The organism is Streptomyces kryoterrae (assembly GCF_054072135.1).
Genome location: NZ_CM133358.1, coordinates 8203661 through 8230008, shown reverse-complemented (window position 1 = coordinate 8230008; position 26348 = coordinate 8203661). Strand labels below are relative to the sequence as shown.

Sequence of the window (26348 nt, the reverse complement as noted above, 5' to 3'; positions counted from 1 at the left end):
GATATCTCGTCCGTCCGCGCGCCCACGAAGATCGCCAGGTCAGGGCGTCGGCCACGGTTCCGGCACCCCTGGCGCACCCCCCGCGCGGCGCTCTCATCTGGCAGGCGTACTGGCGCGAGCCTAGGCTGGTACTAAAATTTCCGGCTTGTTACGGAACGGAGCTGGAGCCGGACAACCCCAGGCATACCTGCGGGCCCCGCCAGCGACCCGGAGGTTTCCGGGAACGAGACGCGAGGACTGATGGCAGCCACACACGAGAGCAGTGCTCTCGGTCTGCTCGAAGAAGAGATCCGCGAGCGGTTCGGCGACACGGCACGTTTCTCCGCGGGGCCCGCCGCCTCGCCACGCACTCTCGTCGACGTTTTCGACGCCGCCGTACGTTCGTACCCGAACGAGCCGGCCCTCGACGACGGCACCACCGCGCTCACCTACCGGGCGCTGGCCGCCGAGGTCGAGGCCGTACGGCGCCGCCTGAGCGCCGCGGGTGTCGGGCTCGGAGACCGCGTCGGCATCCGGGTGCCGTCCGGCACCAATGACCTCTACGTCGCCATCCTGGCCGTCCTCGCCGCCGGTGCCGCCTACGTTCCCGTGGACGCCGAGGACCCGGACGAGCGGGCCGAGCTGGTGTTCGGCGAGGCGGACGTACGAGCCGTCGTCGGCGTCGACTACGAGATCACCGTTCCCGGGGCCCGCAGTGAGCTGCCCGCGCGGCGGCCCGGGGTCGAGCACGACGCCTGGATCATCTTCACCTCCGGCTCCACCGGAAAGCCCAAGGGCGTCGCCGTCAGCCACCGCAGCGCCGCCGCCTTCGTGGACGCCGAGGCCGCACTGTTCCTCACCGAGGATCCCGTGGGGCCCGGCGACCGGGTCATGGCGGGGCTCTCCGTGGCCTTCGACGCCTCCTGCGAGGAGATGTGGCTGGCCTGGCGCTACGGGGCCTGTCTGGTGCCCGTGCCGCGCTCCCAGGTCCGCAGCGGCGCCGATCTGGGGCCCTGGCTGGTGGAGCAGGAGATCTCCGTGGTCTCCACCGTGCCCACGCTGGCCGCGCTGTGGGAGCCCGAGACCCTCAACGACGTACGGCTGCTGATCTTCGGCGGGGAGGCCTGCCCGCCCGAGCTGGTGCAGCGGCTGGTGACAGAGGGGCGCGAGGTGTGGAACACCTACGGGCCCACCGAGGCCACCGTCGTCGCCTGCGCCTCCCTGATGACCGGGGAGGAACCCATTCGCATCGGGCTGCCCCTGGGCGGCTGGGAGCTCGCCGTCGTCGACGAGGCCGGGGAGCCCGTCGCCATGGGCGCCAGCGGCCAGCTGGTGATCGGCGGCGTCGGACTCGCGCGGTACCTCGACGCCGAGAAGGACGCCGAGAAGTACGCGCCGCTCGAATCCCTCGGGTGGGAGCGGGCCTATCGCAGCGGTGACCTCGTCAAGGCCGAGCCGGAGGGGCTGATCTTCCTCGGGCGGGCCGACGAGCAGATCAAGCTCGGCGGACGCCGTATCGAGCTGGGCGAGGTCGACTCGGCGCTCCAGGGGCTGCCCGGTGTCGCCGGTGCCGCCGCCGCCGTACGGACCGCACGCAGCGGCAACCAGCTGCTCGTCGGCTATGTCGTGACGCAGGAGGGCTGGGACCAGGCCGCCGCCGTGGAGCGGCTGCGCGCCGAGCTGCCCGCCGCCCTGGTGCCGATGCTCGCGCCGGTCGCCGAACTGCCGACGCGCACGTCCGGCAAGGTCGACCGCAACGCCCTGCCCTGGCCCCTCGAAGGGCTGGAGACCGGTCCCGCCGCCGTGCTGTACGGCACCGAGGCCTGGGTCGCCGAGCAGTGGAGCGAGATCCTCGGCATCCCCGTGGGCAGCGCGGACGACGACTTCTTCGCGATCGGCGGCAGCAGTCTCGGCGCCGCCCAGCTGACCACGCGGCTGCGCACGCGCTATCCGAGCGCCGCCGTCCTCGACATCTACCAGCAGCCCGTGCTGCGCAAGCTCGCCCGGCATCTGGAGGAGTCCGCGCAGGACGACACCAGCGGTCGGGTCATCGCGCCGGTTCCCCTGCGCGCGAAGGTCGTTCAGCTTCTGGTGCTGGTCCCCCTGTTCACGCTGCTCGGGCTCCGGTGGGCGGTCGCGCTGGCCGCCGCCGGGAACGTGCTGCACCTGTTCGGGGCCTATCCGTGGGCGCCGGTCACGTCGTGGTGGGCGGTGGCCGCCGGGGCCGCCGTGCTCTTCTCCCCGCCCGGGCGGCTCGCGCTCGCGGCCGGTGGGGCGCGGCTGCTGCTGCGGGGCGTGAAGCCCGGTCGGTATCCGCGCGGTGGCAGTGTGCATCTTCGCCTCTGGACCGCCGAGCGGCTCGCCGAGTTCAGCGGGGCGACCTCGCTGACCGGCGGGTGGCTGGAGCGGTACGCGCGGGCACTGGGCGGCAAGGTCGGCGCGGACGTCGACCTGCACTCGCTGCCCCCGGTCACCGGCATGCTCAAGCTGGGGCGTGGGGCCGCCGTCGAGTCCGAGGTGGACCTGTCCGGGCACTGGCTGGACGGGGACCGACTGGAGATCGGGCAGGTCAAGGTGGGTGCCGGCGCTGTCGTCGGGACGCGCAGCCTGCTCTTCCCGGGAGCGCGGGTCGGCAAGCGGGCCGAGGTGGCGCCGGGTTCGGCGGTCGTCGGAACGGTGCCGACCGGGCAGCGCTGGGCCGGGGCGCCGGCCGTCAAGCTCGGCAAGGCCAAGCGGAACTGGCCCAAGGAGCGTCCGCGGCGCGGGCGGGCCTGGGGGGCGATGTACGGCATCGCCGGGTTCGCGCTGAGTGCGCTGCCATTGCTGGCGGGGGCGGTCGCGCTGCTGGTCGCGGGCCTGTTCGTCGCCCCGGACGCCGGGCTCGGGACCGCTCTGCGGGGCATCGCGCTCGCGCTGGTACCGGCCACCCTTGCGTTCGGTCTCGCGTACGCGCTGATGCTCCTGATCGCCGTACGGCTGCTGAGTCTGGGCCTGCGCGAGGGTACGCATCCCACGCACAGCCGGATCGGCTGGCAGGCCTGGACGGTCACGCAGCTCATGGACCGCTCCCGCGAGACGCTGTTCCCGCTCTACGCCGGACTGATCACGCCGGTGTGGCTGCGGCTGCTGGGGATGCGGATCGGGCGCGGCGCCGAGGTGTCGACGGTGCTGGCGCTGCCGAGCCTGACGACCGTCGGCGAGGGCGCCTTCCTGGCCGACGACACGCTGACCGCGCCGTACGAGCTCGGTGGTGGCTGGCTGCGGATCGGGCGGGCCGAGATCGGCCGGCGGGCCTTCCTGGGCAACTCCGGGATGACCGCGCCGGGCCGGTCGGTGCCCGACGGCGGGCTGGTCGGGGTCCTCTCGGCCACGCCGAAGAAGGCCAAGAAGGGCAGCTCGTACCTGGGCCTGCCGCCGATGAAGCTGCCCCGTTCGGCGAGCGGCGGCGACCAGAGCCGTACGTACGATCCGCCTGCCCATCTGCTGTGGGCACGAGCGCTGGTCGAGCTTTTCCGGATCGTGCCGGTGTTCTGCTCGGCGGGGCTGGCCGTGCTGACGGTGGCCGCGTTCAGCGTGCTGGGCGCATGGTTCTGGCTGGCCGGCGGACTGGTGCTGCTCGCTGTCGGCGCCCTCGCCTGTGTGCTGTCCATCGTCGCCAAGTGGGCGCTCGTGGGGCGCCACCGCGCCGGTGAGCATCCGCTGTGGAGCGGGTTCGTGTGGCGCAACGAGCTGGCGGACACCTTCGTCGAGGTCGTCGCCGTACCGTGGCTGGCGGGTTCCGTGCCGGGTACGCCCGTGCTGTCGGCGTGGCTGCGGGGGCTCGGCGCGCACATCGGCAAGGGGGTCTGGGTGGAGAGCTACTGGCTGCCCGAGACCGACCTGGTGACCCTGGGCGACGGGGCCACCGTGAACCGGGGATGCGTGCTCCAGACACACCTCTTCCACGACCGGATCTTGCGGACGGATACTGTGGTCCTCCGTGAGGGCGCGACGCTGGGTCCTGGCGGGATCGTCCTGCCCGGTTCCACGGTCGGGGCCCGGTCCACTCTGGGTCCCGCGTCGCTGGTCATGGCGGCGGAGTCCGTTCCCGACGACACCCGCTGGCTGGGCAACCCGATCGAGTCATGGCGTTCCTGAAAGCGGTGCGCGCGGCTCGTTCGGGTACCGGAGCGGGGGTGGGTTCATCTCCGGCACCTCGTACGAGCACAGCGCAGGGAGCAGACTCAGTAGTGAGCGTTCAGCAGACAGTGGGTTCGGACCCGTACTTTCCGGCCAACGGTGATCCCCGTTACCGGGTGCACCGGTACGAACTCGCGCTGGACTACCGCCCCGGCCCGAACCGGCTGGCGGGTACGGCCCGTATCAACGCCATAGCGGGCCGGTCCTCGCTCGCCGAATTCCAGCTGAACCTGGGCGACTTCAAGATCGGCCGGGTGCGGGTCGACGGCAAGGCCGCGCACTACACGCACCGGGGCGGCCGGCTGCGCATCCGCCCCGCGAAGCCGCTGCGGACGGGGGCCGCGTTCACCGTCGAGGTGCACTGGGCGGGCAACCCCAAGCCGGTCAGCAGCCCCTGGGGCGGGATCGGCTGGGAGGAACTGGAGGACGGGGCGCTGGTGGCGAGCCAGCCGGTCGGGGCGCCGTCCTGGTACCCGTGCAACGACCGGCCGGCCGACAAGGCGTCCTACCAGATCTCGATCACGACGCCGTCCGCGTACTCGGTGGTGGCGGGTGGGCGCCTGCTGACCCGGACGACCAAGGCGTCGACCACCACGTGGGTGTACGAGCAGTCCGCGCCCACGTCGAGCTATCTCGTCGGGCTGTCGATCGGGAAGTACCAGACCGTCCTGCTCGGCGACCCGGGCCTGGGCGGGGTGCCCCAACACGGGCATATTCCGGCCGAGTTGCTCCCCGAGTTCTCCCGGGACTTCGCGCGCCAGCCCGCCATGATGGAGCTCTTCGAGGAACTGTTCGGGCCTTATCCGTTCGGCGAGTACGCGGTCGTGGTGACCGAGGAGGAACTCGATGTGCCCGTCGAGGCACAGGGGTTGTCACTGTTCGGCGCCAACCACGTGGACGGCGCCCGGAGTTCGGAACGGCTCGTCGCGCACGAGCTGGCCCACCAGTGGTTCGGCAACAGTGTGTCCATCGCGGACTGGCGGCACATCTGGCTGAACGAGGGGTTCGCCAAGTACGCGGAGTGGCTGTGGTCCGAGCGCTCCGGCGGGCGCAGCGCGCAGCAACTCGCGGCGGTGGCCCATCGGTTGCTGTCCGGACGGCCGCAGGATCTGCGGCTCGCGGATCCCGGTCGCAAGCTGATGTTCGACGACCGGCTGTATCAGCGCGGCGGACTCACCGTGCACGCGGTGCGGTGTGCGCTGGGCGACGAGGTGTTCTTCCGGATGCTGCGCGGGTGGGTCGGGCTGCATCGGGGCGGATCGGTGAGTACGGCCACGTTCACGTCGTACGTCGGGCGGTTCACGACCGAGCCGCTGGACGAGATGTTCGCCGCGTGGCTCTACGAGGGGGCGCTGCCCGCGCTGCCCTCACCGAGGACACAGGTGCCGCCGCCGGCCAAGGGAGGACCGCGGGTGCCTGCGCGGCCCTCCTATCCGCCCTCCACCGCATAGCGGGTACATGCGGTGCGGGAGAATGGCGGGCATGGCCCGACGTACTCCGCATCCCCGACGGCAACGCCCCTCCACCCCTGCCCAGAGCTCCGCGTGTCCGTGCGGTCTCACGGAGACGTACGAGAAGTGCTGCGGCCGGTTCCACCGGAGTGAGGCGGCGGCGCCGACCGCCGAGGCCCTGATGCGCTCCCGCTACAGCGCCTTCGTGCGGCGGGACGAGCCCTACCTCCTGCGCACCTGGCACCCGCGCACCCGCCCCGCCGGCGTCGAGTTCGATCCCGGGATGCGGTGGACGGGCCTGGAGATCATCGAAACGGGCGACGGTACGGCGTTCCACACGACCGGGACCGTGACGTTCCGGGCCTCCTACCGGGGCGGTTCGCTGGAGGAGCGGAGCCGGTTCGAGCGGGTCGACGGGGCGTGGGTGTACGTCGACGGGGACGTCAGCCCGAGCGAACAGGGCGACCGGACCGTCTAGGGCGCGAGGATGTCCAGTTCCTGAAGGGCCCCGACCGCGATCTCCCGGGTGAGCCGCTCGGCCCGCTCGCCGTCGCCCTCGCGGACCGCCTCGGCGACCTGGACATGCAGGGTGACGGCGGCCGGGTCGGGGTCCTCGAACATGACCTCGTGGTGGGTGCGGCCGGCCAGGACCTCCGCGACGACATCGCCGAGGCGGGCGAACATCTCGTTGCCGGAGGCCTCCAGGATCACCCGATGGAAGGCCATGTCGTGGACCAGGTAGCCCTCCAGCTGATGGCCGCGCGAGTTGGCCACCATGCCCAGCGCGCACTCCGTGAGCCGCGCGCACTGTTCGGCGGTGGCGAACTTGGCGGCCAGGCCGGCGGCGACCGGTTCGATCGCGGAGCGCAGCACGGTGAGGGAGCGCAGCTGCTGCGGGCGGTCGGTGCCCGCCAGACGCCAGCGGATGACCTGGGGGTCGTAGACGTTCCACTCGGCCTTGGGGCGGACCGTGACGCCGACCCGGCGGCGGGACTCGACCAGGTGCATCGACTCCAGGACCCGGACCGCCTCCCGCATCACCGAGCGTGACACGTCGAAGCGCTGGGCCAGTTCGTCCGTGCGCAGAACGCTGCCCGGCGGGTACTCGCCCGCGGTGATCGCGGGTCCGAGGGTGTCCAGTACATGGCCGTGCAGCCCTCGGCCGGGTGTGCTCATGCACTCAGCGTACGGGGCACGTCACACTCACAAAAAGTCAGACTTATTGATGCGGAGGGCTTGAATTTGTCGTACCTAATGCGTTTCATTGCGTCCATGCAGAAGACGCGTACCCCCCACGTCGTCGTGGTCATGGGCGTCTCGGGCACCGGGAAGACCACGATCGGTCCCCTGCTCGCGACACGGCTCGGCGTTCCGTACGCCGAGGCCGACGACTTCCACCCCCCGGCCAACATCGACAAGATGTCGGCCGGGACCCCGCTGACCGACGACGACCGCCGGCCCTGGCTGGACGCCATCGGCGAGTGGGCGCACGGCCGGGCCGGGCTCGGCGGGGTGGTGAGCTGCTCGGCGCTGAAGCGGTCGTACCGGGACCGGCTGCGGGCCGCCGCGCCCGACGTCGTCTTCGTGCACCTCGCCGGTGACCGGGCGCTCATCGAGGACCGGATGGCGCACCGGCAGGGTCACTTCATGCCGACGGCGCTGCTCGACTCCCAGTTCGCCACCCTCCAGCCGCTCGAAGCGGACGAGTCGGGCGTCGTGGTGAGCGTCTCCGGCACCCCCGAGGAGATCACCGCCCGCGCCGTGGCGGCGCTCGGTGAGCTGGAGGGCCCGCACGGCCCGGACGGCCCCGAGGCGCCTGGGAAAGCCGCACCTTCGCAGTAGCCCCATCACCCCCGAAAGTCCCTCTTCAGAAGCAAGGGAACCACCGTGACCAGACTCAGCGTCGAGATGCTGGCAGCGGACACCGTCGAGCCGATCACCTCGGCCGGCCATGCCCAACTGGGCGTCGCCGTGCTGGCGGGCATCGCGCTCATCGTCCTGCTGATCACCAAGTTCAAGCTGCACGCCTTCCTGGCCCTGACCATCGGCTCGCTCGCGCTGGGCGCCTTCGCGGGCGCGCCGCTCGACAAGGCCATCGCCAGCTTCACCACCGGCCTCGGCTCGACGGTGGCCGGCGTGGGTGTCCTGATCGCCCTGGGCGCGATCCTCGGCAAGCTGCTCGCCGACTCCGGCGGCGCCGACCAGATCGTCGACACGATCCTGGCCAGGGCGTCGGGCCGGACCATGCCGTGGGCGATGGTCCTGATCGCCTCCGTGATCGGCCTGCCCCTGTTCTTCGAGGTCGGCGTGGTGCTGCTGATCCCGGTCGTCCTGATGGTCGCCAAGCGCGGCAACTACTCCCTGATGCGCATCGGCATCCCGGCGCTCGCGGGCCTGTCCGTGATGCACGGCCTGGTCCCGCCGCACCCCGGCCCGCTGATCGCGATCGACGCGGTCGGCGCCAACCTCGGCGTGACACTGGCGCTCGGTGTCCTGGTCGCCATCCCGACGGTGATCATCGCCGGCCCGCTGTTCTCGCGGGTCGCCGCCCGCTGGGTCGACGTGTCCGCCCCGGACCGCATACTGAGTTCAACTGGGGGTTCCCCCCAGACCCCCGCGCAGCGCCCCTCCGAGGACCTGGCGAAGCGTCCGGGCTTCGGCGCCACCCTGGCCACCATCCTGCTCCCCGTCGTCCTGATGCTGTCCAAGGCGCTGGTCGACATCATCGTCGACGACCCCACGCACATGATGCAGCGCGTCTTCGACGTGGTCGGCTCCCCGCTGATCGCCCTGCTCGCCGCCGTCCTCGTGGGCATCTTCACGCTCGGCCGCCCGGCCGAGTTCACCAAGGAACGCATCTCCCGGATCGTCGAGACGGGCCTCGCGCCCATCGCGGGCATCCTGCTGATCGTCGGCGCGGGCGGCGGCTTCAAGCAGACGCTGATCGACTCCGGGGTCGGCAGGATGGTCCTGGACATCTCGGAGGACTGGTCGATCCCGGCCCTGCTGCTGGCCTGGCTGATCGCGGTGGCGATCCGGCTGGCGACAGGCTCGGCGACGGTCGCCACGGTCTCGGCGGCCGGCCTCGTGGCCCCGCTCGCGGCCGACATGTCGACGACCCACGCAGCCCTTCTGGTGCTGGCCATCGGCGCCGGCTCGCTCTTCTTCAGCCATGTCAACGACGCCGGGTTCTGGCTGGTCAAGGAGTACTTCGGCCTGAACGTCGGCCAGACCCTCAAGACCTGGTCGGTCATGGAGACGATCATCTCCGTGGTCGCGGGCGGCCTGGTCCTGCTGCTGTCACTCGTGATCTAGGGGTACGGAAATGAGCCACCCTCTGTTCGACATCAGCGGGCGTACGGCCCTGGTGACCGGGTCCAGCCGGGGCATTGGTCTCGCCCTGGCCCGGGGGCTGGCGGAGGCGGGCTGCACGGTCGTCCTCAACGGGCGCGACGGCGACCGGCTGACGAAGGCCGCCGCCGAACTCCCCGGGAACATCCGCACCGCCGCCTTCGACGTCACCGACGGCCCCTCGGTCGCCGCCGGGATCGCGGACATCGAGGAGCGGGTCGGCCCGCTCGACATCCTGGTCAACAACGCGGGCATGCAACTGCGGGCCCCGCTCCTGGAGTTCACCGACGCCGACTGGCATCGCATCCTCGACACCAATCTCACCAGCGCGTTCCTCGTGGGCCGGGAGGCGGCCCGGCGGATGACGGAACGCGGCCACGGCAAGATCATCAACATCTGCTCGGTACAGAGCGAGGTGGCCCGCCCGGGCATCGCGCCCTACACGGCCACCAAGGGCGCGCTGAAGATGCTCACCAAGGGCATGTGCGCGGACTGGGGCCCGTACGGAGTCCAGGTCAACGGCCTCGGCCCCGGCTACATCGAGACCGAACTCACCCAACCCCTGGTCGACGACCCGGAGTTCAGCGCCTGGGTGCGGAAACGGACCCCGGCCGGGCGGTGGGGGCGTACGGAGGACCTGGTGGGCGGGGTGCTGTTCCTCGCCTCCCCGGCGGCGGACTTCGTCGGCGGACAGATGCTGTACGTCGACGGCGGCATGACCAGCGTCCTGTGACGCGGACACGAAATCCGACACCGAAGCGGACACGAAAGGGGTTCTCCGATGCTCGGTTGCGTGATCCACGGCGAGGGTGACCTACGGGTCGACGAGCTGCCGGTGCCGTCCCCCGGCCCCGGACAGGCGCTGGTGGCCGTCCGGTACGGCGGGGTCTGCGGCTCGGACCTGCACTACTGGCGGCACGGCGGGGTAGGCGACTTCCGCCTCAAGGAACCGATGGTGCTGGGCCACGAGGTCGTGGGGACGGTCGTGTCCTACGGTGACGGCTCGTCAGGTCTTGCTGTGGGTAAGGAGGTTGCCGTGCATCCGGCGACCCCGTGCGGCGCGTGTCCGGAGTGTGTGTCCGGCCGGCGCAACGTCTGCCGGGACACGCGCTACCTCGGCAGCGCCGCCCGCACACCCCATGTCCAGGGCGGCTTCGCTGCCCGACTGGTCGTCCCCGCCGACCAGTTGAGGCCGCTGCCGGCGGGCCTGCCGCTGCGCCTGGCCGCCCTCGCCGAACCCCTCTCGGTCGCCCTGCACGCCGTCCGCCGGGCCGGGGACGTCTCCGGCCGCCACGTCCTCGTCACCGGCGCCGGGCCCATCGGGTGCCTGGTCGTCGCGGCGGCGAAGGCGGCCGGCGCGGCCCGGGTGACGGCCACGGACCTGCTCCCGCAGGCCCTGCGCTACGCGGCGGTCGCGGGCGCCGACTCGGCCGTACGGGCGGATGATCCCGGCGATCCCGGGTGGCCGGCCGAGGTGGATGTGGCCGTCGAGGCGTCGGGGGTGGCCGCCGGTCTTGACACCTGCCTGCGTCTGGTGCGCCGGGGCGGGGTCGTCGTACAGCTCGGTCTGCTGCCGCCCGGGCCCAGCCCTTTCGCGGGCAACCTCGTCGTCGCTCGGGAGATCGAACTGCGGGGCGCCTTCCGCTTCGACACGGAGTTCGACGACGCGCTGACGCTGTTGGCGGCCGAGCCGGCGCTGGACGGGCTGGTCAGTGCGGTGGTCCCGGTCGAGGAGGCGGAGTCGGCGTTCGCGTTGGCGGCGGACCGGGGCAGGTCGTGCAAGGTGCTGCTTGATTTCGGGGATACGTGAGGGGGCGCTCCGCTGGTGGGGCGGGGGTTGTCTCGGGGACATGATCTGCGGGTCCGTCGTGACTGGTCGCGCCCACGCGGCGGAGTCGCAGGTCGGATACGGCCCCGCGCCTCTTTCTGGTCACGTTGCGGCTGGGCGGGTCCACCCGGCGAAACCCCGGATCGGACACAGCCCCGCGACCCGTCAGGCGCCCGCTGAGGCTGGGCGGGCCCACCCGGAGCAGCCGCCGGCCGGATACGGTCCGCGGACCTTCAGGGCACGTCGAGCGCTCGCCCGGCACCCCGGGCACCGCGGCCCGGCCGTCGGGTTCAGGGGCGCCACAAGGGGTGCTCGGTGTCCGCCCATCTCTTGCTCACCGAGCCCGTTCTGAGGCCTCGGCGGGCCTCCGGGTCGCCCAGGGCCATGCCGATGTGGCCGGCCAGGACGATGCCGATGGTGAGCGCCAGCCAGTCGTGGACGAAGGTCGCGCTGGTGCGCCACATCAGCGGGGTGAGGTGGGTGAACCACATGAGCAGGCCCGTGCCGAGCATGACCAGGGTGGCGCCCGCGATCCAGGACGCGTAGATCTTCTGGCCCGCGTTGAACTTGGCCGCGGGGCGCGAGGTGCTGCGCCTGTCGCGCCGTAGGGCCGCGCGCAGCCAGACCCGGTCGTGCGGGCCGAAGCGGTTGAGGTGGCCCAGGTCGGCGCGGAGGGCACGGGAGGCCAGGCCGGCCAGGAGGGGTACCGGCAGCGCGAGGCCCGCCCACTCGTGGACGCGGACCACCAGTTCGCGGCGGCCGACCAGCTCGGCGAACACGGGGATGTACAGACAGGCAGCCGTCACCACGCACACGCCCATCAGCGCGGCCGTCGCGCGGTGCACCCACTTCTGGGAGCGGCCGAAGCGGACTACCTCCGTGCCGGCGGTCGCCGGGGCGTCAGCTCGTAGGCTCATCGTCGCGTCCGTTCGATTTGCCGACCCAGGCGTCGATGTCGTAGCCGCGGTTCTCCCAGTAGCCGGCCCGTACGTTCTCGGTGACCGTGATGCCGGAGAGCCACTTGGCGGACTTGTAGAAGTACATGGGGGCGACGTAGAGGCGGACCGGGCCGCCGTGGCTGTGGCTCAGGTTCTTGTCCTGCATGCGCAGCGCGACCAGGACGTCGGCGCGGCGGGCCTGGTCGAGGGTGAGGCTCTCGGTGTAGGCGCCGTCGAAGCAGGTGAAGCGCACAGCCCCGGCCGAGGAGCGCACTCCCGCCGCGTCCAGGAGCCGGGACAGCCGTACCCCTTCGAAGGGTGTGCCGGGCACCCGCCAGCCCGTGACGCACTGCACGTCCTTGACCATTCTGGTCTGGGGCATCGCACGCAGGTCGGTCAGGGTGTAGGTGGCGGGCCTGTCGACGAGACCGTCGATCTTCAGCTGGTAGTTCTCCGCGTCCTTGTGGGGTACGGAGGACGTCACCGAGTAGTAGCGGAAGCCGCCGCCGTTCGGGAGGAGGCCGGTCAGGCCGGTGGGGTCCTTCTCCGCCGCGCCGGCCAGGAAGGACTCCATGCCGCGCTGGAGGGTGGGCGCGGCGACCACGCCGAGGGCGCCCAGACCGAGGGTGCCGAGCAGCACGCGGCGGCCGATGGGCGTACCCCGGTCCCGCCCGTCGAGCCCTTCGGGTTGTTCGGGTTCTTCCGGTTTTCCGGGTTGTTCGGAGTTCACCCATCCATTCGAACACCCGCGACCCCTGTCGAGCCAGGGATCGCGGGTGCGCGTCAGACTTCCGTAACCGCTTCTCACCCTCTTCTCAGGCGGCGGCCCCGAGAAAGGGTGCTCAGGAGGCCGACTCCGCCGACTCCGCCGCCTTGTCCAGCTGGAACGCCTCGTTGCCGAGCCCGATCCGGGCGTGCACCTCGGGCTTGCGGGCGCGCAGGACCAGGCCCTGGACCAGGCCGACGACCACTGCGGCACCGATGATGCCGGGCAGCACCCAGTTGAGGGCGGAGTCCGGGCCCGTGCCGACCAGGACGTCGAAGTCCTTGATCGTGTAGCCGGCGATGACGAGCAGCGCGATGCCCGCCAGCGCGGACGTCACCAGCCGCCAGGCCTGGGCGCCCACCGCGCCGCGACGGGCGAAGAAGACGATGACCGAGAGGGAGGCCGCCGCCATCAGCACGATCACGCCCAGGGCGCCGATGTTGCCCAGCCAGGTGAACAGCTTCAGCACCGGGGTGGTCGGGTCGCCCACCGGTCCGTCGTCGGAGACCGCGAAGGCGGCCACGAGCGCCACGGCCACGACGGTCTGCAGGAGCGAACCGGTGCCGGGCGCACCGCTCGCGCCGGTGGTGCGGCCGAAGGTCGCGGGCAGCAGCCCCTCGCGGCCCATGGCGAAGGCGTACCGGGCGACGACGTTGTGGAAGCTGAGCAGCGCCGCGAACATGCCGGTCACGAACAGGACGTGCAGGATGTCCGTGAAGGTGCCGCCGAGCCGGGACTCGGTGAGGGAGAACAGCAGTCCGGCGCTCTCCTTCTGCGCGGTGCCGATGATCGCGGAGGGACCGGCGGCGACGGTGAACGCCCAAGAGCTGATCGCGAAGAAGACGGCGACGAAGCTGACGGCGAGGAACATCACGCGCGGGACCAGGACGTGCGGCCGGCTGGTCTCCTCGGCGTACACGGGGGCCTGTTCGAAGCCGGTGAAGGCGGCGATGCAGAAGCACAGGGCGGTGCCGACGCCCGCGCCGGTGAGGGTGTCCGGGTTGAAGGCGTGCAGGGACAGGCCCTCCTTCGCCGGGTCGGCGACGGCGGCGATGTCGAAGATGACGACGAGGGCGACCTCGATGACGATCAGCACGCCGAGCACCCGCGCGTTGACGTCGATCTTCAGCCAGCCGAGCGCGCCGACGGCCAGCGCGGCCAGCAACGCCGGTATCCACCAGGCGACTTCGGTGTCCAGGTAGGTGGAGAACAAACCCGACACCTCGAACCCGAAGATGCCGTAGATGCCGACCTGGAGCGCGTTGTAGGCGACGAGCGCGAGCATCGCGGCGCTCGCCCCGGCGGTGCCGCCGAGGCCGCGCGAGATGTACGCGTAGAACGCGCCCGCGTTGTGGACGTGGCGGCTCATCTCGGCGTACCCGACGCTGAAGAGGACGAGGACGACGCCGAGAAGGACGAAGAGGAGCGGCTGGCCGACGATGCCCATCACCGCGAATGTGGTGGGCATGACACCCGCGACCACCATGAGGGGTGCGGTCGCGGCGAGCACGGAGAGCAGCAGCCCTCCGGTACCGAGGCGGTCGGCGCGCAGCGCGCGGTCCTGCCCCTTGAACGTGCTGATGCCGCTGCTGTCGGCACTGGGTCTGTTCGTGCTCGAACTACCCGTCGTCATCGCGGAGTTGTCCTTTCGGGCGTACGGAAATTGTCAGTGGTGCCGGAAATTCTCAGTGGTGCGTGGGGCGTTACGCCGTGCCGAGCGCGGTGTCGCGCGCGGCACGGAAGGCGGTGTGCGCGTCGCGGTCCGGGTAGGACCACGGAACGGGCGTCTGGTGCGGGCCGATCCGGTGGAACAGGGCGGCGGCCTCCGCGCCCCGGCCCTCGCAGAACTTCGCGTGCGCAAGGAAGTTGAGGTCGATCAGGCGGCGCGGATGATCGTCGCGCTCCCACTCCAGCCACCAGTCGAAGGCCGCCTTCATCACCTGGCGGGCCCGCCGTCCGACCCAGTGCCCGGAGGACGCCGGGTCGGTGGACTCCAGGCCGGCGCCGGCGAGGACGCGGTAGCGCTCGGCGTGCGCGACGACCGGCAGAATCGCCAACGGCGAGTCGGCGGGGGCCTGTTCGACGGCCCAGTGGGCGAAGTCGTACACCTCGTGCAGCGGGTCCTGCCCGGCGGAGGTACGGCGCTCGGCGAGCCGCGCGACCATCAGATGGTGGGCGTGATGGTGGTCCGGATAGCGGTGCCGGACCTCGTCGAAAAGCTGTACGACGGTCTCCTCGGCGCCCACGTTCCGCTCCAGCTGGAGGAGCCCGAGCCAGGGCGTGGGGTCGGCGGGAGCGAGCGCGGCGGCGGCGTGGCAGGCGTCGCGGGCCCGGACCGGCTTGTCCTTGCCGGCGAGGGCCCGCTGGACGGTGGCCGCGGCGAGCAGGACGGAGGCGTCGGCGGACTCCGGCTCGGCGAGGAGCCAGTCGCGGGCCCAGGCGGCGGTGCCGGACTCCAGGGCGAGGACGGTGACCCGGTGCCCCCGGCGGTCCCAGTCGTCGCCGGTGGTGGCGAGCAGTGCGCGGACGGCCTGCCAGCGCCCCTGGGCCAGCGCGGCGCGCGCGGCGACGAGTTCGGTGTCGTCGAGCGCGGCGTCGAAGGCCTGGGCGGCACGTTTGCGGCCACGGCCCAGGGGTGGTGGAGGTGGAGACACCGCGGGGAACTTCCTCACACGACGCGGTCTGTTGACGGCGATCGATCGACGGCCATCGGTTGATCACCGACAGCAAACCCTCCATGAATGCTTCACGTCAAGGCTGGATTTGTATGCGACACGTGTCAATTAAGCATCTGTGTAGGACAGTTGACCTGACGAACGACAGATCCCTGCACGCCCCATCAACCCGGCAAAGATGACGTTAAGTCGCGACACCGCCACCCCCGGACACGGGCGTGATCCTGCCGACTCCACGATTCCGTCACATCCCCGGGGCAGGACCCGCCGGGGGCGGCTACAGTCGGCCTTTACCACACCCCACAGTCCGCCCCGTCATCGAGGTACCCCGCGTGTCCGTTCTGGTTCTGACTCTCGCCGTGAGCGCCGCCTGCTGCCTGGGCCTCGGCTTCGTCCTCCAGCAGAACGTGGCCCGACAGGCCCCCCTGAGCGACTTCCTCTCCCCGCGGCTGCTCCTGGACCTGGTGCGGGTGCCGCGCTGGCTCGGCGGCATCGGCCTGATGGTGGCGGGCATGGTGCTGGGCGCGATCGCGCTGAGCCAGGGCGAGGTGTCCCTGGTCGAGCCGCTGCTCGCGACGAACCTGCTCTTCGCGCTCGCCCTCTCCCGCAAGCAGACGAAGCAGCCGCTGGGGCGACAGGGCTGGACCGGCCTCCTCCTCCTGGCGGGCGGGGTGACGGCGTTCATCGTGGCGGGCGAACCGCGCGGCGGCACCGCCGTCCCGGACCCCTGGCGCCACTGGCTGATCATCGGCGCCATGCTGGGCCTCGCCCTGCTCCTCACGACGTACGCGAAACGCTCCCGCCTCAGCGCCGGCCCGGTCCTGCTGGCTCTGGCCGCGGGCCTCCTCTACGGCGTCCAGGACGCCCTGACCCGGGTCAGCGGCCAGCGTTTCTCGGAGGGCGGCCTGACCCATCTCTTCACCGGTTGGCAGCCGTACGGCGTACTGCTCCTCGGTCTCACCGGCCTGATCCTGGTCCAGAGCGCCTTCGAAACCGCTCCCCTGCGCATGTCCCTCCCCGCCCTCACGGCGGCCCAGCCACTGGCCGGGATCATCTGCGGCGTCGGCTTCCTCGGCGACCGGCTGCGCACCGACACCGGGGCACTCGCGTGGGAGGCGGCGGGCCTCGCGGCCGTGGTCGTGGGCATCGTCCTCCTGGGCCTGCACCCGGCGATGCCGAGCGGCTGCGCGCAGGGGTCGATGGGCTTGGATGGCAGACATGAGCACTCACTCCCACGAGAGCACTCCCGCTGATCCCGCTGACGAGATCATCGACATCGTCGACGAGAACGACGAGGTCGTCGGGCAGTCCCCACGGGGCGAGGCGTACGCGCGCGGGCTACGCCACCGCTGCGTCTTCATCCAGGCCAGGGACGCCCGGGGCCGGCTCTTCGTCCACCGCCGCACGCCCACCAAGCTGGTCTTTCCCTCCCTGTACGACATGTTCGTCGGCGGAGTCGTGGGCGCGGGCGAGTCGTACGACAGCGCGGCCCTGAGGGAGGCCGAGGAGGAACTCGGCGTCACGGGCCTGCCCCGCCCCGAGCCCCTCTTCACGTTCCTGTACGACGACGGCGCCGGGCAGAGCTGGTGGTCGGCGGTGTACGAGGTCCGCTGCGAGCTGCCCGTCCACCCCCAGGTGGAGGAGGTCGCCTGGCACGCGTTCCTGCCGGAGGACGAGGTGGAACGGCGGCTCGGCGAGTGGGAGTGGGTGCCGGACGGCCTGGCGGCGTACGAGCACCTCAGGGCCTACCGGTCATCGAAGAGCCCGTAAGGTTCCTACATGTGATCGATTTTGCACGGAACGTCCGTATGTGGTTCGCCCCCCAGGAGATCGGCCAGGAGGGCCGCACCCCCGACTACCGTTTCTCCCTGGCCAACGAACGCACCTTCCTGGCCTGGCTGCGTACCGCACTGGCGCTGATCGGCGGCGGGTTCGCCGTGGACCAGTTCCTGCCCGACCTGCGGTGGGGGTGGCGCGTGGGGCTGGCGCTCGCACTGCTCGCGGCCGGGGTGCTGTGCTCGCTGCGGGCCGTCAACCACTGGGTGCGGTGCGAGCGGGCGATGCGGCGGGGCGAGGACCTGCCGGTGTCCCGCTTCCCGACATTGCTGAGCCTCGCGGTCGCCGTGGTCGCGGTCGCCATGGTGGTCGTCGTACTGGCCCGGGGGAACAGGTGAGCGAGGCGGGGGCGTGCGAGGCAGGGGTGCGGGATCCCGGGCTGCAGCCGGAGCGGACCCGGCTGGCGTGGCGGCGTACGACACTGTCCAGCACTGTCACCGCCCTGCTCGCCGGGAGGACCGCGCTGCACGGCGGGCCGTCGGCGGCCGGGGTCGCCGTCTGCGCGGTGTGCTGCGTGCTGTGGCTGTGGTTCCTCGCCGTCGCCCACCGGCGTATCCGGACTCTCGCGACGCCGGGCGACGACGGTCCGCCGGCGCTCGCCGCGCGGCACGCCACCGCGGCGACCCTGTGCGCGGTCGCCCTGGCGGTGTGCGGGGCGGCGCTCGTCCTCTGACACCGGAGCCTGCCACCGGTCGACCGTCAGGCCTCTTCGGCCCAGTCCACCGTCACCACGATCTTGCCCCTGGTGCGGCCCTCCGCGTTCAGCCGGTGCGCCTCCGCCGCGCGCGCCAGGGGGAACGTGTCGGACACGTGCAGCGAGAACACGTGCTGTTCGACCAGGTCGGAGAGATGGGCGAGGTCCACGGCGTCGGGGCGTACGAAGTAGTAGGTACCGCCGAGGTCGACGACGCCCGGGTCCGCGATCGACACCAGGCGGCCCCCGGGAGCCAGCAGCTCCACGGAGTCCTTCAGGGTGTCGCCGCCGACGGTGTCGAACACCGCGTCGACTCCGCCCGGGGCCAGTTTCCGTACCCGGTCGGCCATGCCCTCGCCGTACGTCACCGGGTCGCCGCCCAGTTCGCGTACGAAGTCGTGGTTGCGCACGCTCGCCGTGCCGATGACGTGCGCCGCGCCCAGATGGCGGCGGGCCAGCTGGACGGCGACGGAGCCGACCCCGCCCGCCGCCGCGTGCACCAGGACGGTCTCGCCCGTGCGGACGCCGAGCGACCTGGCGAGCACCTGATAGGCGGTGAGCCCGACGAGCGGCAGCCCGGCCGCCTCCTCGAAGGAGAGGTTGCGGGGCTTGCGGGCGAGGGTGCGCACCGGCGCGGCGACGTACTCGGCGAAGGTGCCGCGCGAGAGGAAGTCCTCGCGTACGTAGCCGATGACCTCGTCACCCACGGCGAACTCGGAGACGGAGGCGCCCGGGCGTACCACGACCCCGGAGACGTCCCAGCCCGGTGTCACCGGGAAGACGGATTCCAGGATGCCGTCGAGATAGCCCTCGCGGCACTTCCAGTCCACCGGGTTGACCGACGCCGCCCGCACCTTGATCAGCACGGAGTCGGGACCGACCTTGGGGTCCGGGGCGTCCTCCGTGTACTCCAGGACGTCGGGACCGCCGTACCGGCTGTAGGTGATGGCCTTCATATGTCTGGTCCTCCGGTTTCCTCACGCCCGACCCTCCGGGGTACGCGCACGCCACGCAAGTCGAATAGCCTGATATGGGTGTATTGCGTGGCAGCCTGTCCGGCGTCACCACCCGCACTTTCCACCCTTCCGCACCCGCGAATGTCCGAAGGCGAGCACCATGAGCAGCCCCACCCCGCACAAGGAACACCCGACCCACGAGCACAGCCACGGCCAGGACTGCGGCCACACGGAGGTGCCGCACGGGGACCACGTCGACTACGCGCACGACGGTCATCTGCACCGCGCGCACGGCGGCCACTGGGACGAGTGCGAGCCCGACGGGCACCTGGCACACGAGACCCACGGCCATGTGCACGGGGACGGCTGCGGACACCCCAGCGTGCTGCACGGGGACCACATCGACTATCTGCACGACGGCCACCGGCACGCGGCGCACCAGGACCACTGGGACGACCACTGACGGTTTCCGGCCACCGGCACCACTCCACGCCCCACCCGACCGGCGTCTTCTTCCCCAGACCGGAAGCGAGACGCCGGTCACTTTTCGTTCACTGACTGGACGACATACCGACCGGTCGGCATCATGAGGCACGCCATGTTTCCGCACGCGTAGGAGCGATGATGCCCCCGGACGACCTGCCAGGTCTCGATCTCGACCGGCTGCGCGCACTGCTCGACGGCGAACGCCCCGGGCTGGTGCACGGCCCCCTGACCGGGCGGCTGATCGAGGGCGGCCGTTCGAACCTCACCTACGCGGTCACCGACGGCACCACCCAGTGGGTCGTACGACGCCCTCCGCTGGGCCATGTCCTGGCCACCGCGCACGACATGCGGCGCGAACACCGGGTGATCAGCGCCCTGTATCCGACCGCCGTGCCGGTCCCGCGTCCCGTGCTGCTGTGCGAGGACCCCGAGAACGGAGCCGCGCCCGGAGCGCCGTTCTACGTCATGGAGTTCGTACCGGGCACGCCGTACCGCACGGCCGGGCAGCTCGCCCCGATCGGCCCGGCGCGGACCCGGGACGTGGTGCTGTCGCTGGTGGACACGCTGGTCGAGCTGCACGCGGTGGACCCCGCCGAGGTGGGCCTCGCGGACTTCGGCCGGCCCGAGGGCTTCCTCGACCGGCAACTGCGGCGCTGGGGCAAGCAGTTGGACGCCTCCCGCAACCGCGAGCTGGCCGGCATCGACGAGTTGCAGGCGGCGCTCGGCCGGGCCCTGCCCCACTCCTGCGCACCGGCGATCGTGCACGGCGACTTCCGGCTGGACAACGTCCTGATCGACACGGACGACAGGATCGCGGCGATCCTCGACTGGGAGATGTCGACGCTCGGCGACCCGCTCACCGACCTGGGCCTGCTGGTGATGTACAGCATGCCGCTGGGCGCGCCCGACTCCCCCGTATCCACGACCGCCGAGGCCGCCGGACACCCCTCCCCCGCGGAGCTGATCGAACGGTACGCGGCGCGCTCGGGGCGCGACGTCTCGGCGATCGCCTGGTACACGGCGTTCGCCTGGTTCAAGCTGGCCGTGATCCTGGAGGGCATCCACTACCGCTACACGCTGGGCCAGACGGTCGGCGCGGGCTTCGACCGCATCGGGGATCTGGTCCCCGTCTTCATCGAGCACGGCCTGACCACACTTCACACAGGTCTCCAGGAAGGCTGATCCGTCATGGACTTCGCGTTCGACGCGCGCACCGAGGAACTGCGCGCCAAGCTCCTCGCCTTCATGGACGAGTACGTCTATCCGGCCGAACAGGTCGAGCACGAGCAGCGCGAGCGGCTGGCCTCGCCCTGGGACACCCCGGCCGTGGTCGAGGAGTTGAAGGCCGAGGCACGCGCTCAGGGCCTGTGGAACCTCTTCCTGCCCGACGCCCGGCACGGCGCCGGACTCACCAACCTCCAGTACGCTCCCCTCGCCGAAATCACCGGCCGTTCCCCGCACTTGGCGCCGACCGCACTGAACTGCGCCGCGCCGGACACCGGCAACATGGAGGTGCTGGCGCAGTTCGGCGACGAGCAGCAGAAGAAGCAGTGGCTGGAGCCGCTCCTCGCGGGCGAGATCCGCTCGGCGTTCGCGATGACCGAGCCCGAGGTGGCGTCGTCCGACGCGACGAACATCGAGACGCGGATCCGGCGTGAGGGTGACGACTACGTCATCTCCGGCCGTAAGTGGTACATCTCCGGGGCGATGAACCCCCGCTGCCAGATCTTCATCGTGATGGGCAAGACCGACCCCGACGGCGCCGACATCCGCCGCCAGCAGTCGATGATCCTGGTCCCCCGGGACACCCCCGGCGTCACGGTCAAGCGGGCGATGCAGGTGTTCGGCTACGAGGACCACTCCCACGGCGGCCATGCCGAGGTGGTCTTCGACGAGGCGCGGGTGCCCGCGGCGAACCTGATCGGCGAGGAGGGCAGCGGCTTCGCCATCGCGCAGGCACGGCTCGGTCCCGGCCGTATCCACCACTGCATGCGGCTGATCGGGATGGCGGAGCGGGCGATCGAGCTGATGTGCCGCCGGGCCGTCTCCCGGACGGCCTTCGGCAAGTCGCTGGCCCAGCAGGGTGTGGTCCACAACTGGATCGCGGACGCGCGGGTCACGGTGGAGCAGTTGCGGCTGCTGGTGCTGAAGACGGCGTGGATGATGGACACGGTGGGCAACAAGGGGGCGCACGCGGAGATCCAGGCGATCAAGATCGCTACGCCACGGGCGGTGGTGGACATCATCGACAAGGCGATTCAGCTGCACGGGGCGGGTGGGGTGAGCCAGGACTTCCCGCTGGCGGAGCTGTGGGCGAGTGCGAGGACGCTGAAGCTGGCGGACGGGCCGGACGAGGTGCACCAGCGGTCGCTGGCTCGACGTGAGCTGAAGAAGTACATGTAGCTGTTTCGCCCCCGCCGCCCCTACCCGTCCCGTCCTCGGGGGCGCTGCCCCCGAATCCCCGCTCCTCAAACTCCCCCAGAGGGGGGACCCCCAAGGGGCTGGATGATGCCTGCCGGGGCTTGATCTTCCAGCCCGTCCGGCGTTTGAGGACGAGGCCCCTTCAGGGCCGAAGGGGGGTCTGGGGGCGCAGCCCCCAGGGATGGGACGGGTAGGGGCGGCGGGGCGAAGAGACTCGCCCCCCTACGGCCGCAGCGCTCGCAGCAGCAGGTCCGCCAGTTGCTCCGCGACCTCCGGCGGGGTCAGGGGTCCCTCCGGGCTGTACCACGTGGACAGGTGGTGGATGGAGCCGAAGTGGTAGTCGACCACCAGGTCCGCCGAGGTCGCCCGGGAGAAGACGCCCGTCTCCTGGCCCTCCTCGATCAGGGCCCGGAAGCGTTCGTGGTAACGGCGCCTCTCCGCGCGTACCTGCTTGTTCTTCTCCGGGCTCAGATGATGCATCGACCGGAAGAAGATCATCGCGTCGTCGAGGTTCTCGATGGTCGTGACCACGACATCCGCCGCCGCCCGCCGCAACCTCTCCTCCACCGGCGCGTCCGCGTTCGCGAACGCGTCCAGCCGCTCCTGCTGAACGCGCAGCACGCGCGCGTACACCTCGTGCAGCAGATCGTCCTTGGACCCGAAGTAGTGGTAGAGCGCCCCCTTGGTGACCCCCGCCGCCTCGACGATCTCCTGCACGGACGTGCGGTCGTACCCCTGTTCCGCGAAGAGCCGGGTGGCGGCGGCCAGCAGCCGCTGCGGGACGGGCGTACCGTCGCCGTCCGTCGTCCTGGGCACTACCGCCACCAGCCTTCCAAACGTTCCACCGAATTATCGAACAGGATGCCTACTGAGAGTCCCCGGAGCGGGTACGCAGTTCCCGACGGAGGATCTTGCCCGTCGCCGTCTTCGGCAGGTCGGCCAGGATCTCCACCTGCCGCGGGTACTTGTAGGCGGCCAGTCTCTCCTTGCAGTACGCGGCGAGCGCGTCCGGGTCCCCCTCCGCGCCGGGCCGCAGGCTGATGTACGCCTTGACGGTCTCCCCGCGGTACCCGTCGGGCACCCCTACGACGGCCGCCTCACGTACCGCCGGATGGGTGTACAGCACGTCCTCGACCTCACGCGGCCACACCTTGAAGCCGGACGCGTTGATCATGTCCTTCTTCCGGTCGACGACGTACAGCCACCCCTCGGCGTCCATGAACCCGATGTCGCCGGTCCGCAGCTCCCCGTCCGGGAAGGTCTCCGCCGTGGCTTCGGGGAGCCGCCAGTACCCGGGAACGACCTGTGGCCCCCGTACGAGGATCTCGCCCTGTTCGCCGAACGGAACCTCCGCGCCCTGCTCGTCGACGATCCGTACGACGGTGTCCGGGCCCGGCACGCCCACGGCGAGGGTGCCGGAGACCGGGTCGACGGGGGCCTCCAGGGCGGGCGGTACGGAGGCGCAGGGGGCGGTGCACTCGGTGAGGCCGTAACCGTTGCGGATGTACGGGCCGAAGCCGGCCCGGAACTTCTCCACGAGGGCGGGCGGCAGCGGGGCACCGCCGGAGGAGATCTGCCGGAAGGACGAGAAGTGGTCGGGGGTGCAGTCCGGGTGCGCGGCCAGGGCCATGAAGGCCGTCGACGGGCCCACCGTGTAGTGGGGGCGGTGCTCGGCGAACGCGTCCAGGACGACACCGGACTCGAAGCGGTAGGCGAGCACGAGTGTGCCCGCGCTGTTCAGACTCGCACCGAGCTGACAGACCATGCCGGTGATGTGGAACAGGGGCGCCATCGCGAAGTAGACGGGCGCCTCGGGCAGCGGGAGGCCCGTCCGCTGCCGTTCCGCGTTGTACATGAGGTTGGCGTGGGTGTTGGTGGCCCCCTTGGGGGTGCCGCTGGTGCCGGAGGTGTAGCTGATCAGCGCGATGTCGGCGGGGCGCGGATCACGGCCGTCGGCGTCGGGAGCCTTGTGGCCGTACCGGGCGACTGCCGTCAGGTCCTCGGCGTCCGGGGCCTGCGGGAGCCGCTCGAAGGCGAGCACGCGCGTGTCGCCGCGGGTCTGGAAGTCGAGCTCGCAGCCCGTGAGCACGATCCGCACCGGGGAGTCCGCGGCCGTCTCCCTCAGGTACGACTCCCAGGCCCGGTCGGAGCAGATCAGCGCGGCCACCTCGCCGTCCCGCAGGACGTGTGTGACCTCGCCCGACTTGTACATCGGGTTGACGGGGACGACGGTCGCGCCGGCCTTCCAGGCCCCCAGCACGGCGAGCACGAAGAGCGGCGAGTTCTGCAGCAGGACGGCGACCCGGTCGCCGCGCTCCAGCCCCCGGGTGACGAGATACCCGGCGACGGAGTCGCTCAGCTCGTCGACCTCACGGTGGCTGAGCCGCCCGTCGAAGTAGGCGAGGAAGGTGCGGTCCGGGACCTCGGCCGCGGTCCGGCGGAGCACGTGGACGAGTGAGTCGTCAGGGCTGACGGGCCCGCGCTGGACGTCGTCGAGGAGGGCCAGCCAGGGCTGCGCGCCGTACCGCGAGCCGGTGTCGGAGTGTGCTTCGAAGTCCGCGTCGGTCATCGGGTGGCCTCCCACTTCTGCTGGATGTGGTTCATGTTCGTCAGCCAGTGGTCGGGATCGGCGGCCCGCGCCCGGTAGTAGTCGGCGACCTCGGGGTGCGGCAGGATCAGGAACCGGTCCTCCTCGATCCCCTTGAACAGCGCCTCCGCGACCGCCTCGGGTTCGATCGCGGTCGGCGCGAGCACCAGGTCGCCCGCGCTGCCGGTCCCGGCCAGCATGTCCGTACGCACACCCTGCGGGCAGATGGCGTGCACCTTGAGCCCGCGGTGGCGGTACGTCAGCGACAGCCACTCCGCGAAGGCGTAGGCGCCGTGCTTGGTCACGCTGTAGGGCGCCGCGCCGATCATGGTGAGCAGCCCGGCGGCGGACACGGTGGACACGAAACGGCCGCTGCCGCGCTCCAGCCACTCCGGCAGCAGCTCGTGGGCCGCCCGGACGTGCGCCATCACGTTCACGTCCCAGGCGAGCGCCCAGACGTCCTCCTCGGCCGCCTCCGACCCACCCGAGGCGAGCCCGGCGTTGGCACAGTAGACGTCCACGGTCCCACCGAGGGCGGCCCGGGCTTCGGCGACGACGGCGGACGCGTCACCGGGTACCGCGATCCCGCCTATCTCGTGGGCGACCGCTTCGGCCCGCGCGGCATCCAGGTCGTTCACGACGACCCTGGCTCCTTCGGCGGCGAATCTCCGGGCCAGCGCGGCCCCGATCCCGCCTCCCGCTCCGGTGACCACCACTCCGGCACCCTGCACGACACCCACCATCGGTCTCCTTTGACACGAAACGGCTCCAACGCCCGACCAGACTAACCGGTCGGTATGTAGCAAGAAAGGGGATCCCGCAGGTACCTGGGTGCGCGACAAGCCACAACGGACCCGCACCCTACGAACAACGGGCGGAAGCACATACGGTGCCCCTACCACCCGTACCGCCTCACGGAGGGAACCCCCATGCCCCTGTCCAGACGCGGCCTCCTGACAACAGCCACCGCGGCCTCCCTGCCGGCCTGCACAGCCGCGGCCCCCACCCGGCACCGCCCGAAGACCCTCCGCACCGGATTCGAGAACCTCACCGCCGAGAACTACGCCCCCCTCACCGGCAAGAAGGTCGGCCTCGTCACCAACCCCACCGGCGTCACCAGGGACGTACGCCACATCGTCGACGTCATGCACGCGGACGACCGGGTGAACCTGACCGCCGTCTTCGGCCCCGAGCACGGGTTCCGGGGCACCGCGCAGGCCGGAGGTTCCGAGGGACGCTACGACGACCCGGCGACCGGGCTCCCCGTCTACGACACGTATCTCAAGAGCGGCCGGCCGCTCGCCGACGTCTTCACCGCCTCCGGCGTCGACACCGTCGTCTTCGATATCCAGGACGTGGGCGCCCGCTTCTACACCTACATCTGGACGCTGTACGACTGCATGGAGGCGGCCCAGCTGGCGGGCAAGCCCTTCCTGGTGCTGGACCGGCCGAACCCGGTCACCGGGCGGGCAGCCCAAGGGCCCGTGCTGCACAAGGAGTTCGCGACGTTCGTCGGGCGGCAGCCGATCGCCCAGGCGCACGGGATGACGGTGGCGGAGTTGGCGCGGCTGTTCAACGAGGAGTTCCTGGCCGCGCCGGTGGAGCTGGACGCCGTACTGATGTCCGGCTGGAAGCGGTCGGAGTTCTACGACGCGTCGGGGCTGCCCTGGGTGCCGCCGAGTCCGAACATGCCGACGCCCGACACCGCGCTGGTGTATTCGGGGACATGCCTCTTCGAGGGGACGAACCTGTCGGAGGGGCGCGGTACGACCCGGCCGTTCGAGCTGCTCGGCGCCGAGGGGATCGACCGGCGGTGGGCCGCTGCGGCGGAGCGACTCGGGCTGCCCGGTGTGCACTTCAGGGAGGCCTACTTCGCGCCGACCTTCTCCAAGTTCCAGGGGAGGACCATCGGGGGCGTGCAGATCCATGTGCACGACCGGGCGGCCTACGACCCGGTGCGTACCGGGGTCGCCCTGCTGGTGACCGCCAAGAAGGTCTGGAGCGGCTTCGCCTGGCGGTCCGACAACTGGATCGACAAGCTGACCGGATCCAGTCTGGTGCGCACGATGATCGACACGGGAGCCGGCGTCGACGAGGTCGTGGCGGGCTGGCAGGCGGAGTTGGCGGCGTTCCGGCGCATGCGTAAGAAGTACCTCATCTACAGGTGAGCGTGCCGTATGGCCAACTCCCTCCGTTAGCAG

At 71.2% G+C, this 26348-nt stretch carries 24 protein-coding genes; 15 read left to right on the top strand and 9 right to left on the bottom strand.

Features of this window, described 5'->3' with window-relative positions:
- Positions 1–240 precede the first annotated feature (240 nt).
- From ACW4TU_RS36560 to ACW4TU_RS36550, 3 genes are all read left to right on the top strand, one after another.
- Positions 241–4116, top strand: a complete 3876-nt coding sequence (locus tag ACW4TU_RS36560; protein ID WP_457420407.1) for a Pls/PosA family non-ribosomal peptide synthetase — start codon at positions 241–243, stop codon at positions 4114–4116.
- Between the two features lie 92 nt (positions 4117–4208).
- Positions 4209–5609 carry a M1 family metallopeptidase gene (locus ACW4TU_RS36555; RefSeq protein WP_457420405.1) on the top strand — a complete coding sequence of 467 codons (1401 nt, stop codon included), beginning with the start codon at positions 4209–4211 and terminating at the stop codon, positions 5607–5609.
- Positions 5610–5640: 31 nt separating this feature from the next.
- Entirely contained in the window at positions 5641–6087 is a 447-nt protein-coding gene (locus tag ACW4TU_RS36550) for a YchJ family protein (protein ID WP_457420403.1), read from the top strand.
- On the opposite strand, the gene ACW4TU_RS36545 is transcribed toward ACW4TU_RS36550, so the two are convergent.
- Positions 6084–6785, bottom strand: a complete 702-nt coding sequence (locus ACW4TU_RS36545) for a FadR/GntR family transcriptional regulator (RefSeq protein WP_457420401.1) — start codon at positions 6783–6785, stop codon at positions 6084–6086. The two genes, ACW4TU_RS36550 and ACW4TU_RS36545, sit on opposite strands and share 4 nt — an antisense overlap.
- A gap of 96 nt (positions 6786–6881) precedes the next feature.
- Here ACW4TU_RS36545 and ACW4TU_RS36540 point away from each other — a divergent pair, with 96 nt between their 5' ends.
- The 4 genes from ACW4TU_RS36540 to ACW4TU_RS36525 are packed head-to-tail and all read left to right on the top strand — an operon-like array spanning position 6882 to position 10770.
- Entirely contained in the window at positions 6882–7451 is a 570-nt protein-coding gene (locus tag ACW4TU_RS36540; RefSeq protein ID WP_457420399.1) for a gluconokinase, read from the top strand.
- 45 nt (positions 7452–7496) lie between these two features.
- Positions 7497–8924: a GntT/GntP/DsdX family permease gene (locus ACW4TU_RS36535; RefSeq protein ID WP_457420397.1), complete on the top strand. Its 1428-nt coding sequence runs from the start codon at positions 7497–7499 to the stop codon at positions 8922–8924.
- 10 nt (positions 8925–8934) lie between these two features.
- Entirely contained in the window at positions 8935–9693 is a 759-nt protein-coding gene (locus ACW4TU_RS36530) for an SDR family oxidoreductase (protein WP_457420395.1), read from the top strand.
- A gap of 48 nt (positions 9694–9741) precedes the next feature.
- On the top strand, positions 9742–10770 hold the full coding sequence (locus tag ACW4TU_RS36525; protein WP_457420393.1) for an L-idonate 5-dehydrogenase: 1029 nt from the start codon (positions 9742–9744) through the stop codon (positions 10768–10770).
- Between the two features lie 308 nt (positions 10771–11078).
- Here ACW4TU_RS36525 and ACW4TU_RS36520 read toward each other — a convergent pair whose 3' ends face one another.
- From ACW4TU_RS36520 to ACW4TU_RS36505, 4 genes are all read right to left on the bottom strand, one after another.
- A complete protein-coding gene (locus ACW4TU_RS36520) occupies positions 11079–11705 on the bottom strand; it encodes a cytochrome b/b6 domain-containing protein (RefSeq protein ID WP_457420391.1) in 627 nt (208 codons plus the stop codon).
- Positions 11689–12456: a molybdopterin-dependent oxidoreductase gene (locus ACW4TU_RS36515; RefSeq protein WP_457420389.1), complete on the bottom strand. Its 768-nt coding sequence runs from the start codon at positions 12454–12456 to the stop codon at positions 11689–11691. Before ACW4TU_RS36515 ends, ACW4TU_RS36520 begins: the two co-directional genes overlap by 17 nt.
- Before the next feature lie 112 nt (positions 12457–12568).
- Positions 12569–14125: an APC family permease gene (locus tag ACW4TU_RS36510; RefSeq protein ID WP_457420387.1), complete on the bottom strand. Its 1557-nt coding sequence runs from the start codon at positions 14123–14125 to the stop codon at positions 12569–12571.
- Positions 14126–14195: 70 nt separating this feature from the next.
- Positions 14196–15146, bottom strand: a complete 951-nt coding sequence (locus tag ACW4TU_RS36505; protein WP_457420385.1) for a hypothetical protein — start codon at positions 15144–15146, stop codon at positions 14196–14198.
- 353 nt (positions 15147–15499) lie between these two features.
- On the opposite strand from ACW4TU_RS36505, the gene ACW4TU_RS36500 reads away from it, so the two are divergent.
- From ACW4TU_RS36500 to ACW4TU_RS36485, 4 genes are read left to right on the top strand one after another with little or no spacing between them, the layout of a single operon-like run.
- On the top strand, positions 15500–16420 hold the full coding sequence (locus ACW4TU_RS36500) for a DMT family transporter (protein WP_457420383.1): 921 nt from the start codon (positions 15500–15502) through the stop codon (positions 16418–16420).
- Positions 16377–16937, top strand: coding sequence for an NUDIX hydrolase (locus tag ACW4TU_RS36495; RefSeq protein WP_457420381.1), 561 nt, complete (start codon positions 16377–16379; stop codon positions 16935–16937). Before ACW4TU_RS36500 ends, ACW4TU_RS36495 begins: the two co-directional genes overlap by 44 nt.
- 11 nt (positions 16938–16948) lie before the next feature.
- Complete coding sequence (locus ACW4TU_RS36490; protein ID WP_457420379.1) at positions 16949–17341, top strand: YidH family protein; 393 nt, start codon at positions 16949–16951, stop codon at positions 17339–17341.
- Positions 17338–17676 carry a DUF202 domain-containing protein gene (locus tag ACW4TU_RS36485; protein ID WP_457420377.1) on the top strand — a complete coding sequence of 113 codons (339 nt, stop codon included), beginning with the start codon at positions 17338–17340 and terminating at the stop codon, positions 17674–17676. Before ACW4TU_RS36490 ends, ACW4TU_RS36485 begins: the two co-directional genes overlap by 4 nt.
- A gap of 26 nt (positions 17677–17702) precedes the next feature.
- On the opposite strand, the gene ACW4TU_RS36480 is transcribed toward ACW4TU_RS36485, so the two are convergent.
- Positions 17703–18653, bottom strand: a complete 951-nt coding sequence (locus ACW4TU_RS36480) for an NADP-dependent oxidoreductase (RefSeq protein WP_457420375.1) — start codon at positions 18651–18653, stop codon at positions 17703–17705.
- 160 nt (positions 18654–18813) lie between these two features.
- Here ACW4TU_RS36480 and ACW4TU_RS36475 point away from each other — a divergent pair, with 160 nt between their 5' ends.
- The 3 genes from ACW4TU_RS36475 to ACW4TU_RS36465 all read left to right on the top strand — a co-directional run bounded on the left by ACW4TU_RS36475 (position 18814) and on the right by ACW4TU_RS36465 (position 21542).
- Positions 18814–19116 (top strand): hypothetical protein, encoded by a 303-nt coding sequence (locus ACW4TU_RS36475; RefSeq protein WP_457420373.1) that lies wholly within the window; start codon positions 18814–18816, stop codon positions 19114–19116.
- 161 nt (positions 19117–19277) lie between these two features.
- On the top strand, positions 19278–20321 hold the full coding sequence (locus ACW4TU_RS36470) for a phosphotransferase family protein (protein ID WP_457430502.1): 1044 nt from the start codon (positions 19278–19280) through the stop codon (positions 20319–20321).
- Positions 20322–20327: 6 nt separating this feature from the next.
- Positions 20328–21542, top strand: coding sequence for an acyl-CoA dehydrogenase family protein (locus tag ACW4TU_RS36465; RefSeq protein WP_457420371.1), 1215 nt, complete (start codon positions 20328–20330; stop codon positions 21540–21542).
- 240 nt (positions 21543–21782) lie between these two features.
- Here ACW4TU_RS36465 and ACW4TU_RS36460 read toward each other — a convergent pair whose 3' ends face one another.
- The 3 genes from ACW4TU_RS36460 to ACW4TU_RS36450 are packed head-to-tail and all read right to left on the bottom strand — an operon-like array spanning position 21783 to position 24890.
- Entirely contained in the window at positions 21783–22376 is a 594-nt protein-coding gene (locus tag ACW4TU_RS36460) for a TetR/AcrR family transcriptional regulator (protein WP_457420369.1), read from the bottom strand.
- A gap of 49 nt (positions 22377–22425) precedes the next feature.
- Positions 22426–24129, bottom strand: coding sequence for a class I adenylate-forming enzyme family protein (locus tag ACW4TU_RS36455; protein ID WP_457420367.1), 1704 nt, complete (start codon positions 24127–24129; stop codon positions 22426–22428).
- Complete coding sequence (locus ACW4TU_RS36450; protein ID WP_457420365.1) at positions 24126–24890, bottom strand: SDR family oxidoreductase; 765 nt, start codon at positions 24888–24890, stop codon at positions 24126–24128. Before ACW4TU_RS36450 ends, ACW4TU_RS36455 begins: the two co-directional genes overlap by 4 nt.
- A 186-nt stretch (positions 24891–25076) precedes the next feature.
- On the opposite strand from ACW4TU_RS36450, the gene ACW4TU_RS36445 reads away from it, so the two are divergent.
- Positions 25077–26315: an exo-beta-N-acetylmuramidase NamZ family protein gene (locus tag ACW4TU_RS36445; RefSeq protein ID WP_457420363.1), complete on the top strand. Its 1239-nt coding sequence runs from the start codon at positions 25077–25079 to the stop codon at positions 26313–26315.
- Positions 26316–26348: the final 33 nt, after the last annotated feature.